Source organism: Actinoplanes sp. KI2 (assembly GCF_025630775.1).
Classification (GTDB): domain Bacteria; phylum Actinomycetota; class Actinomycetes; order Mycobacteriales; family Micromonosporaceae; genus Actinoplanes.
Genome location: NZ_JAOSZE010000044.1, coordinates 70,771 through 86,913, shown reverse-complemented (window position 1 = coordinate 86,913; position 16,143 = coordinate 70,771). Strand labels below are relative to the sequence as shown.

General features: G+C 71.1%; 13 protein-coding genes. 9 read left to right on the top strand and 4 right to left on the bottom strand.

Features of this window, described 5'->3' with window-relative positions; genetic code table 11:
• Positions 1-377: 377 nt before the first annotated feature.
• Together ppgK and ODJ79_RS36790 are read left to right on the top strand one after the other, a co-directional pair.
• Positions 378-1,163, top strand: coding sequence for a polyphosphate--glucose phosphotransferase (ppgK, locus tag ODJ79_RS36795; protein WP_263028292.1), 786 nt, complete (start codon positions 378-380; stop codon positions 1,161-1,163).
• 8 nt (positions 1,164-1,171) lie between these two features.
• Positions 1,172-1,639 (top strand): PPOX class F420-dependent oxidoreductase, encoded by a 468-nt coding sequence (locus ODJ79_RS36790; protein WP_263028291.1) that lies wholly within the window; start codon positions 1,172-1,174, stop codon positions 1,637-1,639.
• Between the two features lie 62 nt (positions 1,640-1,701).
• On the opposite strand, the gene ODJ79_RS36785 is transcribed toward ODJ79_RS36790, so the two are convergent.
• Positions 1,702-2,349, bottom strand: a complete 648-nt coding sequence (locus ODJ79_RS36785; RefSeq protein WP_263028290.1) for a hypothetical protein — start codon at positions 2,347-2,349, stop codon at positions 1,702-1,704.
• A gap of 318 nt (positions 2,350-2,667) precedes the next feature.
• Between ODJ79_RS36785 and ODJ79_RS36780 the strand changes: the two genes are divergently transcribed.
• Genes ODJ79_RS36780 through glgB form a run of 4 tightly spaced genes read left to right on the top strand, consistent with a single transcriptional unit; the run spans position 2,668 to position 9,913 of the window.
• Entirely contained in the window at positions 2,668-4,632 is a 1,965-nt protein-coding gene (locus ODJ79_RS36780) for an alpha-1,4-glucan--maltose-1-phosphate maltosyltransferase (protein WP_263028289.1), read from the top strand.
• A 35-nt stretch (positions 4,633-4,667) separates the two neighbouring features.
• Positions 4,668-6,434, top strand: a complete 1,767-nt coding sequence (gene treS, locus ODJ79_RS36775) for a maltose alpha-D-glucosyltransferase (RefSeq protein ID WP_263028288.1) — start codon at positions 4,668-4,670, stop codon at positions 6,432-6,434.
• Positions 6,431-7,750: a maltokinase N-terminal cap-like domain-containing protein gene (locus tag ODJ79_RS36770; protein ID WP_263028287.1), complete on the top strand. Its 1,320-nt coding sequence runs from the start codon at positions 6,431-6,433 to the stop codon at positions 7,748-7,750. Before treS ends, ODJ79_RS36770 begins: the two co-directional genes overlap by 4 nt.
• Before the next feature lie 57 nt (positions 7,751-7,807).
• The gene (gene glgB / locus ODJ79_RS36765; protein ID WP_263028295.1) at positions 7,808-9,913 is read left to right on the top strand and encodes a 1,4-alpha-glucan branching protein GlgB; all 2,106 of its coding nucleotides are present in this window, start codon (positions 7,808-7,810) and stop codon (positions 9,911-9,913) included.
• Positions 9,914-9,920: 7 nt separating this feature from the next.
• Here the strand turns inward: glgB and ODJ79_RS36760 are convergent, their stop codons facing one another.
• Entirely contained in the window at positions 9,921-10,478 is a 558-nt protein-coding gene (locus ODJ79_RS36760) for a DUF4240 domain-containing protein (protein ID WP_263028286.1), read from the bottom strand.
• A 42-nt stretch (positions 10,479-10,520) separates the two neighbouring features.
• Between ODJ79_RS36760 and ODJ79_RS36755 the strand changes: the two genes are divergently transcribed.
• Positions 10,521-11,813, top strand: a complete 1,293-nt coding sequence (locus ODJ79_RS36755; protein ID WP_263028285.1) for a M48 family metallopeptidase — start codon at positions 10,521-10,523, stop codon at positions 11,811-11,813.
• A gap of 75 nt (positions 11,814-11,888) precedes the next feature.
• Here ODJ79_RS36755 and ODJ79_RS36750 read toward each other — a convergent pair whose 3' ends face one another.
• The gene (locus ODJ79_RS36750; RefSeq protein ID WP_263028284.1) at positions 11,889-12,428 is read right to left on the bottom strand and encodes a GNAT family N-acetyltransferase; all 540 of its coding nucleotides are present in this window, start codon (positions 12,426-12,428) and stop codon (positions 11,889-11,891) included.
• Positions 12,429-12,462: 34 nt separating this feature from the next.
• On the opposite strand from ODJ79_RS36750, the gene ODJ79_RS36745 reads away from it, so the two are divergent.
• On the top strand, positions 12,463-13,275 hold the full coding sequence (locus tag ODJ79_RS36745; protein ID WP_263028283.1) for a glycoside hydrolase family 16 protein: 813 nt from the start codon (positions 12,463-12,465) through the stop codon (positions 13,273-13,275).
• Positions 13,276-13,389: 114 nt separating this feature from the next.
• On the opposite strand, the gene ODJ79_RS36740 is transcribed toward ODJ79_RS36745, so the two are convergent.
• Positions 13,390-14,127: a nucleotidyltransferase domain-containing protein gene (locus ODJ79_RS36740; protein ID WP_263028282.1), complete on the bottom strand. Its 738-nt coding sequence runs from the start codon at positions 14,125-14,127 to the stop codon at positions 13,390-13,392.
• A gap of 110 nt (positions 14,128-14,237) precedes the next feature.
• Here ODJ79_RS36740 and ODJ79_RS36735 point away from each other — a divergent pair, with 110 nt between their 5' ends.
• The gene (locus ODJ79_RS36735; RefSeq protein ID WP_263028281.1) at positions 14,238-16,136 is read left to right on the top strand and encodes a serine/threonine protein kinase; all 1,899 of its coding nucleotides are present in this window, start codon (positions 14,238-14,240) and stop codon (positions 16,134-16,136) included.
• Positions 16,137-16,143: the final 7 nt, after the last annotated feature.

The window sequence follows — 16,143 nt, the reverse complement described above, 5'->3', positions numbered from 1 at the left end:
ACGGGCCAGCGGCAGCCACGCCTCGATCGCACTGTCGCGCAGCTGGGCGCGGCCGGGGTGGCCGGCCGGGAGCGCGGCCAAGGTGGCGAGCAGGTCGGTGGCGCTCTCGGCGACCGCCTGCTGGGCGGGCGAGGGCCTGGCGTACGTCTGCATCATGCTTGGTCCTCCAGAGCGGGCAGAGAGCCGTGCCCGCACGCGGCGACCGTTCGGTGGTTCCACGTTAACCAAAAAGCCTACACGGCACTAGCCGAAAGTATGAGTCATTCACGCCGAACGGTCGATCGGAGCGGGGGCCGGGTGACCCACGCAGGATTTGATGTCGCCCGCTCGTGGTAAACAGCGGGAAACACATGCGAACCGGGAGACGGGAAACAGGGATGGCCATTCTCGGCATCGACATCGGCGGCTCCGGGGTCAAGGGCGCGCCGGTCGACACGGCGCGCGGCGAGTTGCTCGCCGAGCGGCACCGCGTGCCCACGCCGCAGCCCAGCGACGTGACCAGCGTGGTCGAGGCGGCGGCCGAGGTGGCCGCCCAGTTCGACAACTTCGACCGGGTCGGGCTCACCTTCCCCGGCGTGGTGGTCGACGGCGTGACGCGGACCGCCGCGAACGTGGACAAGTCGTGGCTCGACGCGCCGGCCGCGGCGCTCTTCGCCCAGCGGCTGGGCAAGCCGGTCACCGTGCTCAACGACGCCGACGCGGCCGGCGTGGCCGAGGTCGCCTTCGGGGCCGGCCGTGGCCAGCGCGGGCTGATCATGATGCTGACCTTCGGCACCGGCATCGGCAGCGCCCTGTTCCAGGACGGCGTGCTGATCCCGAACACCGAGCTCGGCCACCTCGAGCTGGACGGCAAGGACGCCGAGGTGCGCGCGTCCGACCGGGCCCGCGAGATCGAGGAGATGAGCTGGGAGAAGTGGGCCGGCCGGGTGGAGTCGTACCTTCGGCACGTCGAGATGCTGCTCTCGCCCCGGCTGTTCATCATCGGCGGCGGGGTCAGCAAGAAGTCCGACCGGTTCTTCCCGCTGATCGACATCCGGACCCCGATGGTCCCGGCGATGCTGCTCAACAACGCCGGCATCATCGGCGCGGCGGTCACCGCCGAGCAGGCGGCCGGCGACCCGGGCGCGATCCAGACCGACGCCGCCCTCGCGGCCCGCCGCTGAGGAGTCCCATGCCGCGCACCGTCGCCACCAACACCACCGTCGACCGCGAGGGCCTGCTGGAGTTCCTCCGCCCCCGGCACCACGCGATCCTGATGACCACCCGCGCCGACGGCCGCCCGCAGGCCTCGCCGAACACCTGCGGCGTCGACGCCGAGGGCCGGATCGTCATCTCCACCTACCCGGAGCGGGCCAAGGCGTTCAACGTCCGGCGCAACCCCGCGGTGAGCGTCCTCGTGCTGTCCGACGAGTTCGGCGGCGCGTGGGTGCAGGCCGACGGCACGGCCGAGGTGCTCGACCTGCCCGAGGCGCTGGAGCCGCTGGTGGAGTATTTCCGGGTGATCTCCGGCGAGCACCCGGACTGGGACGAGTACCGCCAGGCCATGCGCGACCAGGGCAAGTCGCTGATCCGGATCACGATCGACCGCTGGGGCCCGATCGCCACCGGCGGCTTCCCCGCCCGCCTCGCCGACGACTGACTTGGGGTAAGCGCGACCACAACGGGATTGCGCCCGCCGGCGTCGAGGCCTGGCGAAAAGGGCTAGGCGAAGCCGAGGTCCTTTTCGGCGCCCTCGACGCCGGCCTCCAGGGGCGCAATCCCCGCCGTGCCGGAGGCGCGGCCAGCTGGCTCAGCGTCGAGCAGATACAGCAGCGTGTCGCGGTGCATCTCGGCGACCGGTTCGAGCAGATCCGGGTGCCGCAGCAGCACCGCGGCCTCGCGGTCGCGCTCGTCCGGGCTGAGCAGGCGGCGGAACTCGCTCTGCAGGCCACCGACACCGGCCCGCCGGGGGAAGGGCCGGGGGCGGTCGTCCTCGAACGGGACGGCCGCGGCCACCGCGTCGACGCCGCGCCGGGCCAGCATCGGATCGGCCAGCAGGCAGGCCGCCCAGCTCACCACGACCTCGTCGACCCAGGTGCGCCAGCCCTCCTCCTCGGCCTCCTCGTCGTCGGGTTCGCTGCCGGCCCGCCAGTCGAGCACCGCCGAGCCGCCCGGGCCGGCGATCGCGACCAGGGCCGCGTCCATCTCGGTGGGGTAGCGCAGCCAAGCCGCGACCGTCACGGCCTGCCGGGCCTGCAGCTCCGACAGCGTGTACGCGATCGTGTCGGCGGTACCCGCCGGGTAGGCGCGGGACAGCCAGTGCGTGCTGGCCGCGATCACGGGCGAGAGCTCGACGGACGGTCCGGCCACGAACGGCTCCTTGAGGTCGGGCGCGGCGCCCTGGCGGCCGCGTCGAGGTCTCCTTCGCGCGGCGCGGCACGAACATGAGGAACGTGACCGGGATGGGACCGCGCGGCAACCGATGTACTCCCCGCGTACGACGAAGATCCGTCGCGTTTCCTCGGGGTAAAACGCTCGCTCCTGAACGCGCCGCGCCGACCGCTCTCCGGTAGGTTGAGATGCACGGCACGCCGCCGTTTGCGGTGTCTCCGCGCCGGTGCTCCATGCCCTGACGGCGGTCCGAGTTTCGCCGCGCCCGCCCCCGCCCGTCTGACTACGGTGGAGATCATGACCGGTCGTTTTCCCATCGAGGACGTGACCCCGTCGGTGTCCTGTGGCCGCTACCCCGCCAAGGCGGTGGTCGGCGAGCTCGTCCCGGTGTCCGCGACGTCCTATCGCGAAGGACACCACGCGCTCGGTGTCAACGTGGTGTGGCGCGGTCCCGGCGGCGACACCGAGCCGTTCACCCGCCTGCAGCCCGGCGAGCCCGGCCTCGACCGCTGGCACGGCACGATCCGGCCGGACCGGGTGGGCCGGTGGACGTTCACCGTGGAGGCGTTCGACGATCCCTACCGGACCTGGCGCGACGCGGTGGTGAAGAAGATCGGCGCCGGCCAGGGCCTGGAGGATCTCGCCAACGACCTGGCCGAGGGCGCCGAGGTGCTCGACCTGGCTGCCAAGATCGTGCCGGACGACCACGAGGAACGGGTGCGCGCGGCCGCGGCGGCCCTGCGGGACGAGCAGATGTCGCTGTTCGCCCGGGTCTCCCCCGCGCTCGACCTCGAGGACCTGCTCTGGCACAACCCGGTCCGGCACCAGGTGACCACCACGAGGTCGTACGCGATCTGGGTCGATCGGCAGCGGGCGCTCTACTCCGCCTGGTACGAGTTCTTCCCCCGCTCGGAGGGCGCCGAGATCGGCCCGGACGCGATCCCGGTCCGGCACGGCACGTTCGCCACCGCGACCGCGCGGATCCCCGCGGTCGCCGCGATGGGCTTCGACGTGCTCTACCTGCCGCCGATCCACCCGATCGGCCGAGTCAACCGCAAGGGCCGCAACAACACGCTGGTCGCCCGCCCCGAGGACGTCGGCTCGCCGTGGGCGATCGGCTCGGCCGAGGGCGGCCACGACGCGATCCACCCGGAGCTGGGCACCCTCGAGGACTTCCGCGCCTTCGTCCAGGCCGCGCGGGACAACGGGCTGGAGGTCGCGCTCGACCTCGCCCTGCAGGCCGCCCCCGACCACCCCTGGGTGACCTCGCATCCGCGGTTCTTCACCACCAAGGCCGACGGCACCATCGCGTACGCCGAGAACCCGCCCAAGAAATACCAGGACATCTACCCGATCAACTGGGACAACGACTACCGCACGCTGCGCGACGAGGTGTACCGCGTGGTGATGCACTGGGTCGCGCAAGGCGTCCGGATCTTCCGGGTGGACAACCCGCACACCAAGGCGGTCAACTTCTGGCAGTGGCTGATCCCGAAGGTCAAGGAGTCCGACCCGGACGTGCTGTTCCTGGCCGAGGCCTTCACCCGGCCGGCCATGATGAACGGGCTCGGCAAGATCGGCTTCACTCAGTCGTACACGTACTTCACCTGGCGCACCACGGCCTGGGAGATGCGTGAATACATGGGGCAGCTACTCGCCTCGCTGGACTGGATGCGGCCCAACTTCTGGCCGAACACGCCGGACATCCTGCACGAGACGCTGCAGCACGGCGGCCCGCCGATGTTCAAGATCCGGGCGGTGCTGGCCAGCATGCTCTCCCCGTCCTGGGGCATGTACTCCGGCTACGAGCTTTTCGAGCACGTGGCCCGGCCCGGCTCGGAGGAGTACCTCGACAACGAGAAGTACGAGCTGAAGCCGCGCGACTGGGCGGAGGCCGAGCGCAGCGGGCGGTCGCTGGCGCCCTACATCACCCGGCTCAACCGGATCCGGGCCGCCAACCCGGCCCTGCACTGGCTGCGCAACCTGCGCTTCCACGAGATCGACAACGGCGCGCTGATGATCTTCTCCAAGCGCGACCCGGACACCGGCAACACCGTTCTGGTGGTGGTGACCTTCGACGCCAGCAACGTGCAGTGGGGCAACACCACGCTGAACATGCCGGAGCTGGGCCTGGACTGGCACGAGCGGTTCACGGTGACCGATCAGATCACCGGTTCGCAGTACGAATGGGGTCAGCACAACGCGGTCCGGATCGACCCGTACGTCGAGCCCGCGCACGTCTTCGTGCTGCAACGGCAGTGATTCAAGTACCTGCGGGTGGGTAGGTGGAGATCTCGATGGACTCGATCGACTTGACGGACGAGCACGACCCGGCCGAGGGCAGCCATGTCGAGGGCGGCGTGGTCGAGCACCCCACCGCCGAGGACTTCGGCCACGCGCGGGTGCTGCCCGCCGACACCACCTGGTTCCAGCGGGCCGTCTTCTACGAGGTCCTCGTCCGGGCCTTCTACGACTCCGGTTCGGACGGCTCGGGCGACCTGCGCGGCCTGATCGAGCGGCTCGACTACCTGCAGTGGCTGGGCGTCGACTGCCTCTGGCTGCCACCGTTCTACGACTCGCCGCTGCGCGACGGCGGCTACGACATCCGCGACTTCTACAAGGTGCTGCCCGAGTTCGGCACGGTCGACGACTTCGTGGCGCTGCTCGACGCGGCGCACAAGCGCGGCATCCGGGTGATCACCGATCTCGTCATGAACCACACGAGCGACCAGCACGCGTGGTTCCAGGAGTCGCGCCGTGACCCGGACGGCCCGTACGGCGATTTCTACGTGTGGAGCGACACCAGCGAGAAGTACCCGGACGCTCGGGTGATCTTCGTGGACACCGAGGAGTCCAACTGGACCTTCGACCCGGTGCGCCGGCAGTTCTTCTGGCACCGGTTCTTCTCCCACCAGCCCGACCTCAACTACGAGAACCCGGCCGTGCAGGAGGCGATGCTCGACGTCCTGCGGTTCTGGCTCGACCTGGGCATCGACGGCTTCCGGCTGGACGCCGTGCCGTACCTGTACGAGCGGGAGGGCACCAACGGCGAGAACCTTCCCGAGACGCACGCCTTCCTCAAACACTGCCGGAAGGTGATCGACGACGAGTTCCCCGGCCGGGTGCTGCTGGCCGAGGCCAACCAGTGGCCGGCCGACGTGGTCGAGTACTTCGGCGATCCGAACACCGGCGGCGACGAGTGCCACATGGCCTTCCACTTCCCGCTGATGCCGCGGATCTTCATGGCCGTACGCCGTGAGTCCCGCTTCCCGGTCTCCGAGATCCTGGCGCAGACCCCGTCCATCCCGGACAACTGCCAGTGGGGCATCTTCCTGCGCAACCACGACGAGCTGACCCTCGAGATGGTCACCGACGAGGAACGCGACTACATGTACGCGGAGTACGCCAAGGATCCGCGGATGAAAGCGAACGTCGGCATCCGGCGCCGGCTCGCGCCGCTGCTGGAGAACGATCGCAACCAGATCGAGCTGTTCACCGCGCTGCTGCTGTCGCTGCCCGGCTCGCCGGTTCTCTACTACGGCGACGAGATCGGGATGGGCGACAACATCTGGCTCGGCGACCGCGACGGCGTGCGCACGCCGATGCAGTGGACGCCGGACCGCAACGCCGGCTTCTCCACCGCCAACCCGGGCCGGCTGTATCTTCCGGCCAACCAGGACCCGGTGTACGGCTACCAGTCGGTCAACGTGGAGGCACAGCGGGACAGCTCGACGTCACTGCTCAACTGGACGCGTACCATGCTCGCCGTGCGACGCCGTCACGAAGCGTTCGCCGTCGGCACGTTCCGCGAGCTCGGCGGGTCGAACCCGTCCGTGCTGGCCTACCTGCGCGAGAACGGCGACGACGTGGTGCTGTGTGTGAACAACCTGTCGCGCTTCCCGCAACCGATCGAGCTCAACCTGCAGCACTGGAACGGGTACACGCCGGTCGAGCTGACCGGGCACGTGAACTTCCCGCGCGTCGGCCAGTTGCCCTACCTGCTGACCCTCCCCGGGCACGGCTTCTACTGGTTCCAGCTGTGCAGGTCCGAGGAGAAGCAATGACGTTGCCCTTCGCCGAGTGGCTGCCGCAGCAACGCTGGTACGCGGGCCGGTCCCGCACGCTGTCGTCCGTGAAGGAGGCGTCGTCGACCCGGCTCGGCGACAACGTCGACCTCACGCTCGTCGACGTGGAGTACACCGACGGCAGTTCCGAGCGGTACCAGGTGATCGTAGCCTGGGACAACGGGCCGATTGCCGAGTTCAGCGGAGTGGCCACGATCGGCACCACCGAGCACGGCGCCGGCTACGACGCGCTCTACGACCAGGGCGCCGCGCGATACCTGCTGTCGCTGATCGCGGCGGGTGGGACGATCGGTGACGTGGTGTTCGAGCCCGAGCCGGGCGCGGAGTTCCCGGACGACGACGCGTACCCCCGGGTCTTCGACGCCGAGCAGAGCAACACCAGCGTGATCTTCGGCCAGGAGGCGATCCTCAAGGTCTTCCGCCGGGTCGCCACCGGGATCAACCCGGACGTCGAGCTCAACCGGGTGCTCGGCCGGCGCGGCAACCCGCACGTGGCGAAGCTGCTCGGCTGGTTCCTGACCACCGAGGGCGGCGAGCCGTCGCCGCTGGGCATGGTGACCGAGTATGCCGCGAACTCCGCCGAGGGCTGGGCGATGGCCACCGCCTCGGCCCGCGACCTGTTCGCCGACGCGGAGATGCGCGCCGACGAGGTGGGCGGCGACTTCCAGGGCGAGTCGTACCGGCTGGGCGAGGCGGTCGCCTCGGTGCACGCCGACCTGGCCGAGGCGCTCGGCGCGGGCCCGGCGCCGTTCCCGCTGGACGCGGTGCTGGCCCGGCTGCGGCAGAACGCGAACGCGGTCAGCGAGATCCAGCAGTACGTGCCGGCCATCGAGGAGCGGTTCCGGGCGCTGGACGGCGAGACGATCACGGTGCAGCGGGTGCACGGCGACCTGCACCTCGGCCAGGTGCTGCGCACTCCCGAGGCGTGGCTGCTGATCGACTTCGAGGGCGAGCCGGGGGTGCCGCTCGACGAGCGCCGGCTGCCCGACTCACCCCTGCGCGACGTGGCCGGGGTGCTGCGCAGCTACGAGTATGCGGCGTACCAGTTGCTGGTCGACTCGGACGACGACGAGCATCTGGCCGCGCGGGCCCGGGAGTGGGTCGATCGGAACCGGGAGGCTTTCTGCGACGGGTACGCGCACGCCTCCGGCGTCGACCCGCGTACCCATGCGGCGCTGCTGGCCGCGTACGAACTGGACAAGGCGGTCTACGAGGCCGCCTACGAAGCTCGGCACCGGCCCGGATGGCTGCGGATCCCGCTGCGGTCGATCAACCGGCTGGCCGGAAAGAACTAAGGAGCCACTCTCGTGATCGGCCACCCCGCCTCCTCGCTCGCCGCCGACCAGCGCGCCATGAACGGCGTGGTGGCCGGCGACACGCACGACCCGCACGCCGTCCTGGGCGCCCATCCGTCGGGCACCGTCACCGTCATCCGTACGCTGCGCAAGGGCGCCGAGAAGGTCGCCGTGCTGGTCGGCGACGAGCGGACCGAGATGGTCAAGGTGCACGACGCCGGCGTCTTCGCGGCCGAGGTGCCCGGCACGGTCACCGACTACCGGCTCGACGTGGACGGGACGCCGACCGACGACCCGTACCGGCATCTCCCCACGCTCGGCGAGCTCGACCTGCACCTGATCGGCGAGGGCCGGCACGAGAAGCTGTGGCGGGTGCTCGGCGCGCAGCCGCACGGCACCGGCGTGGGCTTCGCCGTCTGGGCGCCGAGCGCGCGGGGCGTGCAGGTGGTCGGCGACTTCATCGGCTGGGGCCCGTTCGACGGGTGGCCGATGCGCTCGCTGGGCTCGAGCGGCATCTGGGAGCTGTATGTGCCGGATGCGCACGTCGGCTCCAAGTACAAGTTCAAGATCCTCGGCCGGGACGGGGTGTGGCGCGAGCACGCCGACCCGCTCGCCCAGCACACCGAGGTGCCGCCGGCGACGGCCTCGGTCGTCTTCTCGTCGTCATACGAGTGGTCCGATTCGGACTGGATGCGGTCACGCGCCTCGAAGGCCTGGCACCAGGAGCCGATGAGCATCTACGAGGTGCATCTCGGCTCGTGGAAGCCCGGCCTGTCCTATGCTGAGCTCGCCTCCGAATTGGTCAATTATGTCGTAGACATGGGCTTCACCCACGTCGAGCTCATGCCGGTGATGGAGCACCCGTTCGGCGGCTCGTGGGGCTATCAGGTGACGGGGTATTTCGCTCCTACGTCGCGTTTCGGTAATCCTGACGAATTTCGGTATTTGGTCGACAAGCTGCACCAAGCGGGCATCGGGGTGATCCTCGACTGGGTGCCGGCCCATTTCCCCAAGGACGAGTGGGCCCTGGCCCGCTTCGACGGCACCCCGCTCTACGAGCACGGCGACTGGCGGCGCGGCGAGCACCCCGACTGGGGCACGTTCGTCTTCGACTTCGGCCGCAAGGAGGTGCGCAACTTCCTGGTCGCCAACGCGCTGTACTGGTGCGAGGAGTTCCACGCCGACGGCCTGCGGGTGGACGCGGTCGCCTCGATGCTCTACCTGGACTACTCCCGCAAGGACGGCGAGTGGACGCCGAACCAGTACGGCGGCCGGGAGAACCTGGATGCGATCAGTTTCCTGCAGGAGATGAACGCGACCGTCTACAAGAACAACCCCGGCGTCGTGACGATCGCCGAGGAGTCCACCGCGTGGCCCGGCGTCACCCGCCCCACCCACCTGGGCGGTCTCGGCTTCGGCTTCAAATGGAACATGGGCTGGATGAACGACACCTTGACCTACATGACCAAGGAGCCGATCCACCGCCAGTGGCACCACCACCAGATGACCTTCGCGACGATCTACGCGTGGAGCGAGAACTACATCCTGCCGATCAGCCACGACGAGGTCGTGCACGGCAAGGGCTCGCTCGCCGGCAAGATGCCCGGCGACGAGTGGCAGAAACTGGCCAACACCCGGGCGCTGCTCGGCTTCATGTGGGCGTTCACCGGCAAGCAGCTGCTGTTCATGGGCAGCGAACTGGCCGACATGCAGGAGTGGAGCGAGGAGCGCGGGCTCAACTGGGGACTGCTGGCCAATCCCTCGTACGGCGGGGTCCAGTCCCTGGTGAAGGACCTGAACCGGGTGTACCGGGAGACCCCGGCGATCTGGACGCAGGACACGTCGCCGTCCGGCTTCCGCTGGATCACCAGCGAGGACTCACAGCACAACACGTTCTCGTTCGTCCGCTTCGCGCCGAACGGCGACACGATGGCGTGCATCGTGAACTTCGCGGCCATCCCGTTCGAGGGCTACCGCATCGGCCTGCCGAAGGCGGGCCGCTGGGCCGAGGTGATCAACACCGACTCCGAGCTGTACGGCGGATCGGGCGTCGGCAACCTCGGCGAGGTGACGACGGAGGACCTGCCGTGGCACGGCTTCGACGCCTCGGTGTCGCTGCGACTGCCGCCGCTGGGCGCCGTCTGGCTCCGCCACCAGCCCTGAGCCGCGGTCAGAAGATCTTGGTCAGCCGGGGGTAGCGGCGCTCCATCTCCTCGTCGTCCTCGAAGTCCCAGGAGACGTCCGAGGGCTTCGGGGAGAGCCGGAACTCGTGCCCGCGGTCGAGCAGCACCCGTTCGAGGTCGCCGTCGGTGGCCTCCTCGTACGCGTCCTCGGCCACGTCGTCGAGGCTCTCCCAGTCGGGCCACTCGGCCTCGTCCCAGTCCCCGTTGTCCCGGCCGGCCAGCTCCCGCACGGCCGGCACGTCGGCGAGGGCGTCCGGGTCGGCCGCCACCGCTTCGAAGACCTTCCGGCCCTGCCCGATCAGCCACGCCTGGAAGTACCAGAACCCGTCGTCGTCGCAGAGCCCGCCGCAGATCAGCCAGGCGGCCCCCCACATCCGGTAGCTGTCGGCGCGATCTCGTAGCGCGTCCACGTGCAGCTGAAAGTCGACGATGTCGCCCGCCTCGTACCCGGCCAGGGCGTCGATCAGCCAGTCGGTGCGCTCCTGAAGGTCGGACGTCTCCCGCCCGCTGCGCTCCACGAGCGCCCAGAACATTTCGAGATCCACACGGGCACTACAGCACACCAAGGTAATGGCAAGATGTCCGCCGTGCCGACGATCGAGGGCAATCTCTGCCCTGCCTGCCAGACCACGCTGACCGCCAGCCCGGACACCGCCGAGCTGGACGCCGCGCCCTGGTGCGGCGCGTGCGAGTGGAACCTCGACCATCACCCCGACGACCGCCGGTACGCCTGGTTCGCGCGGCGGATGGAGCGCGCCGACCGCCAGGCCGGCTTCGCGTCGCAACGTGAGCTGGCCAGGTCGGCCGAACCGGCCCCGGTCCGGGCCGGCGTCCATCGCTTCCTGGTCGCCGTCTCGGCCGCTCTGCTCCTGCTGCTGGCCGGGCTGCTGGTCGGCGGCCTCTGGCTGGTCGCCGGCGGTGGCGGCATCTGGCCGGTCGGCGGCGGCCTGGCCCTGCTGCTGATCGTCCTGCTGCTGCGGCCCCGGTTCACCCGGCTCAAGAAGCTGTTGACCCGGTCCTACCGGGTCGAGCGGACCAACGCGCCCACCATGTTTCAGCTGATCGACCGGATCGCCGACCGGTTGGACGCGCCCCGGCCGGACGTGCTGCTGTTCGACTTCGGCTGGAACGCCGCGGTGGTCGGGATCGGGCCCCGGCCGCGCCGCGCGCTCGTCCTCGGCGTGCCGCTGTTGCTCGCGCTCGGGCCGCAGGAGGTGGTCGCGCTGGTCGGGCACGAGATGGGCCACCTCAAGTACGCCGACAACCGCCGCCTCGTGCTCACCGCACCCGCCCGCACCATGTTCGGCCAGGTAGCCCGGACGATCCGGCCGCCGCTGAGGGCGCCGGCCGACCTCGGCATCGACCCGTCGGTCGCCTTCTTCGTGGTCGCCTGGCAGCTGATCGCCGGCACGGCGTCGCTGCTGCTGCACGCCGCTCACCTCGGGATCAACAGGGCGGCGTCGCGCGACGACCGGACGGTGGAGCTACGCGCCGACGCGATGGCGGCGGAGGCGGCCGGCTCGGCGGCGGCGCTGCGGCTGCTCGACGTGCTGGCGATCCTGCCGACCTTGCCGGAATACGTGCAGCACTACGTGCCCCAGGGCGAGGCGGCGGTGACCTGGCGGCGCATGCTGCGGTCGGTGCGGGAGCGTGAGACGGCGACGGTGGCCTGGCGTCAGCTCTCCATCCGGCGCGACGCGTCGCTGCTCAGCTCGCATCCGGCGGCCGGGCGCCGATACCAGTGGCTGACCGCTCAGCCGGCCCGGGAGGCCGCCGTCGTGCTCACCGAGGCCGAGGCGGAGAGTCTGGAGGCCGAGATCCGGCCGTACGCCGAGGCCCTGCACCGGACGATGCTCAAGGCCCGCCCGGACGACCGCTAGAAGTCCCGCTCCTCGTCGAACCACTCGCGGGCGTCGCCCGGGTCGTCCAGGGCTCGGGCCTCGATAATAGGATTTTTACTCATCTTTCAACCACTCGCCGGCGAGGAGTCCGTAGATCAGATCGTCGGTCCACTCGCCCTTGATGAAGGTCTGCTGCCGCAGCCTGCCCTCGCGGGTGAAGCCGAGCCGCTCCAGCAGTCCCGCCGAGCGCAGGTTCCGCGCGTCGCACTCGCCGGCGACCTTGTGCAGGCCCTGCAGCCGGAACAGGCGGTCGAGGACGGCGTGGACGGCCTCGAAGGCGTACCCCTGCCGCTGGAACGCCGTCGCCAGCGTGAAGCCGATCTCGGCCTGCATCAGGTTTTCGTGCAAATGTACGGCTACGTCACCGATGAGTGCTTTGTCGGCGATACGCTCGATCGCGTACTGGAACCAGCCGGGCTTGTCCGGGTCGGAGGCCATGAAGTTGGCGACCGCCGTCTCCGCTCGCAGCAGCGGGAACGGCGCGTCCCACGACTGGTAGCGCGCCACCTCGGGGTCCGAGCGGTACCCGGCCAGCACCGGCGCATCGGAGGCCCGGAAGCGACGAAGCAGGAGCCGATCCGTGGTGATGAGCATCCGCCGAGGATACGGGCGGGCGGTGTGGTCCGCCGTGAGCGCTGCCATGCTCCTGGCCGCCTGCGGGGACGGCGCCGGTCCGCCCCGGCCGAGCGCCACCGGCGGCGTGTCGCCGACGGTCTCCGCCGCCTCGGCCACCGCCGCCAACGGCACCTGCCGGAAGCTCGGCGCGCCGAAGGGCTGGGGGCGGCTGGCCTTCTCCGACGACTTCAACGGCACGAAGCTGGACCCGAGGAAGTGGTCGGTCTATGACAACCCGACCGGCAAACCGCCCCGCGCCGCGAACCGGGTGAGCGTCGGCGGCGGCGAACTGCGCATCACCGGCAGCATCGGGCCCGACGGCCGGGACCTCTCCGGCGGGCTCTCCAGCAACGTCAACCTCAAGTACATGCACGTCGACGTCTGCTTCCGGGTGGACCGAGGGGCCGGCTACTCGGCGATCGCGCTGCTCTGGCCGCAGACCGAGAACTGGCCGGCCGACGGCGAGATCGACATCGCCGAGGTGAACCGGGGCGCCCGCGCGTACGCGAACAGCTTCGTGCACAACCACGCGGCCAACGACCGGATCGGGCACACCACCTTCGCCGACTTCACCAAGTGGCACGTGGTGAGCGTGGACTGGACGCCCGACCACGTCACCTTCTACCTCGACGGCTCGAAGACGTGGACGGTCGGGCTCGACCCGCGCACGGCCGGGCTCGACCTGGTGCCGACGACCTCGCCGATGCACCTGGCGATCCAGCTCGACCAGGGCTGCGACAAGTTCGTCGAGTGCCGCAACGCCGACACCCCGCCCGAGGTGGTCATGCACACCGACTGGGTACGCGTCTACGCCTACGGGGGCTGACCGCCCGCGCGGGCCGACCGCCTACGCGGGCCGACCGCCTACGCGGGCCGACCGCCTACGCGGGCCGACCGCCTACGCGGGCCGACCGCCTACGCGGGCCGAATCGCGCCCCGCCTACGCGGGCCGGAGCAGGCGGGCCAGCTGCTCGCGCATGACCCGGCGGACCTGCACGGCCCGGGCGCGGATCTCCGCCTCCGGCAGCTCCACCCGCTCCCCCGCCCGCCGCCGCCGGATCTCGTCGGTGAGCTCCGCCGACACGCCCAGCGCGGGCAGCCGGTCGATCGCCTCCCGCTTGGTGATCAGCCGGCCCTCGGCGATCGTCACGTCCGCCCGGGAGAGCGTGGTCAAACCAAGATCGACATGCAGGTCCGTACGCCACACCCGGGCCCGCCGCACCGCGCCGGTCCAGTACCCGCGCAGCTCGACCCGGGCCGCCTCGGCGAGCGCCGCCCGCGGCACGGCCGGCACCACGGCGGCCGGCGGCGGCCCGTACACGGTGACGCCGAACTGGTGCAGCTCGGCGCGGGAGATGCCGCTGAGCGGGCGGCGGAACATGCGCTCGTGCGCCCAGTTGACGTGCTTGGCCGACACGTCGGAGATCTCGGTCAGCGGCACGTACGCGCAGTGCAGCCGGGCCGCGCCGATGGTGCGGTGCAGCTGCCGCAGCCGCTCGCGGCGGGCCCTCGGCAGCGGCGCGCCGAGCACCGCGACCAGGTCGAGGTCGCTGATCCCCGGGTGGTAGTCGCCCGAGCCGATCGACCCGCCGGCATAGAAGGCGGTCACCCCGGCCACCTCGCAGATCGCGGCGGCGAAGCGGGGCACGACGGGCGCGACCGAGAGGCGTTGGTCCATGTCCCTCAGCATGACGCTATTCGGCCACAACCCGCGGGGTGGGACTACGCCCGCGGTGACTTCGGCAGATAGAGTGACGTCGCCAGGTTCGGGGGGACGGGGAACTATTCATGCTGGAGGACCGTACGGAGCCGCTGCGCCCGCACGATCCGCGCGCCCTCGGCGACTACGAGATCGTCGGCCGCCTCGGCGAGGGCGGCATGGGCACCGTCTATTTGGCCAAGACGCCCGGCGGGGTGCTGGTCGCGGTCAAGGTGGTCCGCGCCGACCTGGCCCCCGACGACGAGTTCCGCCGCCGGTTCCGCAGCGAGGTGGCCCGCGCCCGGCAGGTGCCCCCGTTCTGCACGGCCGAGGTGCTCGACGCCGACCCCGACCACGACCGGCCATACCTGGTGGTCGAGTACGTCGACGGCCCCACCCTGGCACACGTGGTCGACGAGCGCGGCCCGCTCACCGCGGCCAACCTGCACAGCGTCGCGATCGGGGTGGCCACTGCGCTGACCGCGATCCACGGCGCCGGGGTGATCCACCGCGACCTCAAGCCGCGCAACGTGCTGCTCGCCCCGGGCAGCCCCAAGGTGATCGACTTCGGCATCGCCCGGGCGATGGAGGCGGCGACCAACGGCCACACGGCCGACGGGCAGATGGTCGGCACGGTGGCGTACATGGCGCCGGAGCGGTTCGGCGACGCCGACTCGCCGCTGACCCCGGCCGCGGACGTCTTCGCCTGGGGCGGCGTCGTCGCGTACGCGGGAATGGGTCGGACCCCCTTCGCGGCGGACTCGCCGACGGCCACCGCCGCCCGCATCCTCACCCAGCCGCCGGATCTCGCCGGCCTGACCGGGCAGCTGCGCGAGCTGGTGGCGCATGCCCTGGAGAAGGAGCCGGCGAACCGGCCGAGCGCCCGCGAGCTGCTCGACCTGCTGATCTCCGGCCCGACCCGGCCGGCCGCCACCTCGGCGGCGCTGGCCGGCCAGCCCGACCTGCGCGCGGCGGCGGCCGAGGCGCAGGCGGTCACGGGCGTGGCCGCGGCGACCGCCGAGGACGCCGCGACCACCGAGGACGGCCCGTCCACCGACGCCGAGGCCGTCGACGGCGCCGCCGCCCGCAGCGGCACGGCCGCCCGCAGCGGCACGGCCGCCCGCAGCGGCACGGCCGCCCGCAGCGGCACGGCCGCCGACGGCGGCGCGGCCCCGACGCTGGTCGGCTACGACGAAAACTCGATCGTCACGGTGCCGATCTCCGACATGCCGATGCCGCCGCCCGGGCCGCCCCCGCCCGAGCCGCGCCGCCGCTGGTTCCTGCCGGCCGCGGTCGCCGCGCTGATCCTGGCGGTGGCCGCCGGGGCGCTGATGGTGGTGCTCGGCCGGCCGGGCAACCGGGCCGACGCGGTCGGTCCGCCGTCGCCGACGCCGAGCGTCGACGCGCACGTGGAGACCCTGCTCATCGAGGACGAGCTCAGCCATCCTCGCTACTGGCAGCCGACGACGCTGGTGACCGAGAAGGCGGACTGCGCCTTCGCCAACGGCGCGCTGGTCGCCAAGCGGGCCGAGAAGGGGCTGTACCGCTGCACCGGACCGGACGACCAGTTGCCGGCCGACTTCCGGGCCGAGGTCGAGGTGCGGCTGCTCACGGCCAACAGCTGCGCCGGCATCTGGTTCCGGTTCGCGCCGTGGAAGGGTTACCTGCGGGGCTACCTGCTCCGGCTGTGCGCCGGCAAGATCTCGGTCGGCACGCACAAGTCGCAGGGCGGGGTGACCACGATCCGGTCGTTCCCGCTCGACCAGCCGCTGATCGTCGGCGGCGACCCGGCCCGGATCGGGCTGCGGGCCGCCGGTCGCGAGCTGGAGCTGACCCTGAACGGGATTTCGCTCGGTACGGTGCCGCTGACCGACCCGGAGATCGTCGGCGGGAAGGTGGCGCTGGGCGTCTACACCGACGGGAACGTGCCGCCGGTCGGTCCCTACGAGGTGGGCTTCAGCAACGTACGCATCTGGGGTCTGCAGTAAGGCCGGG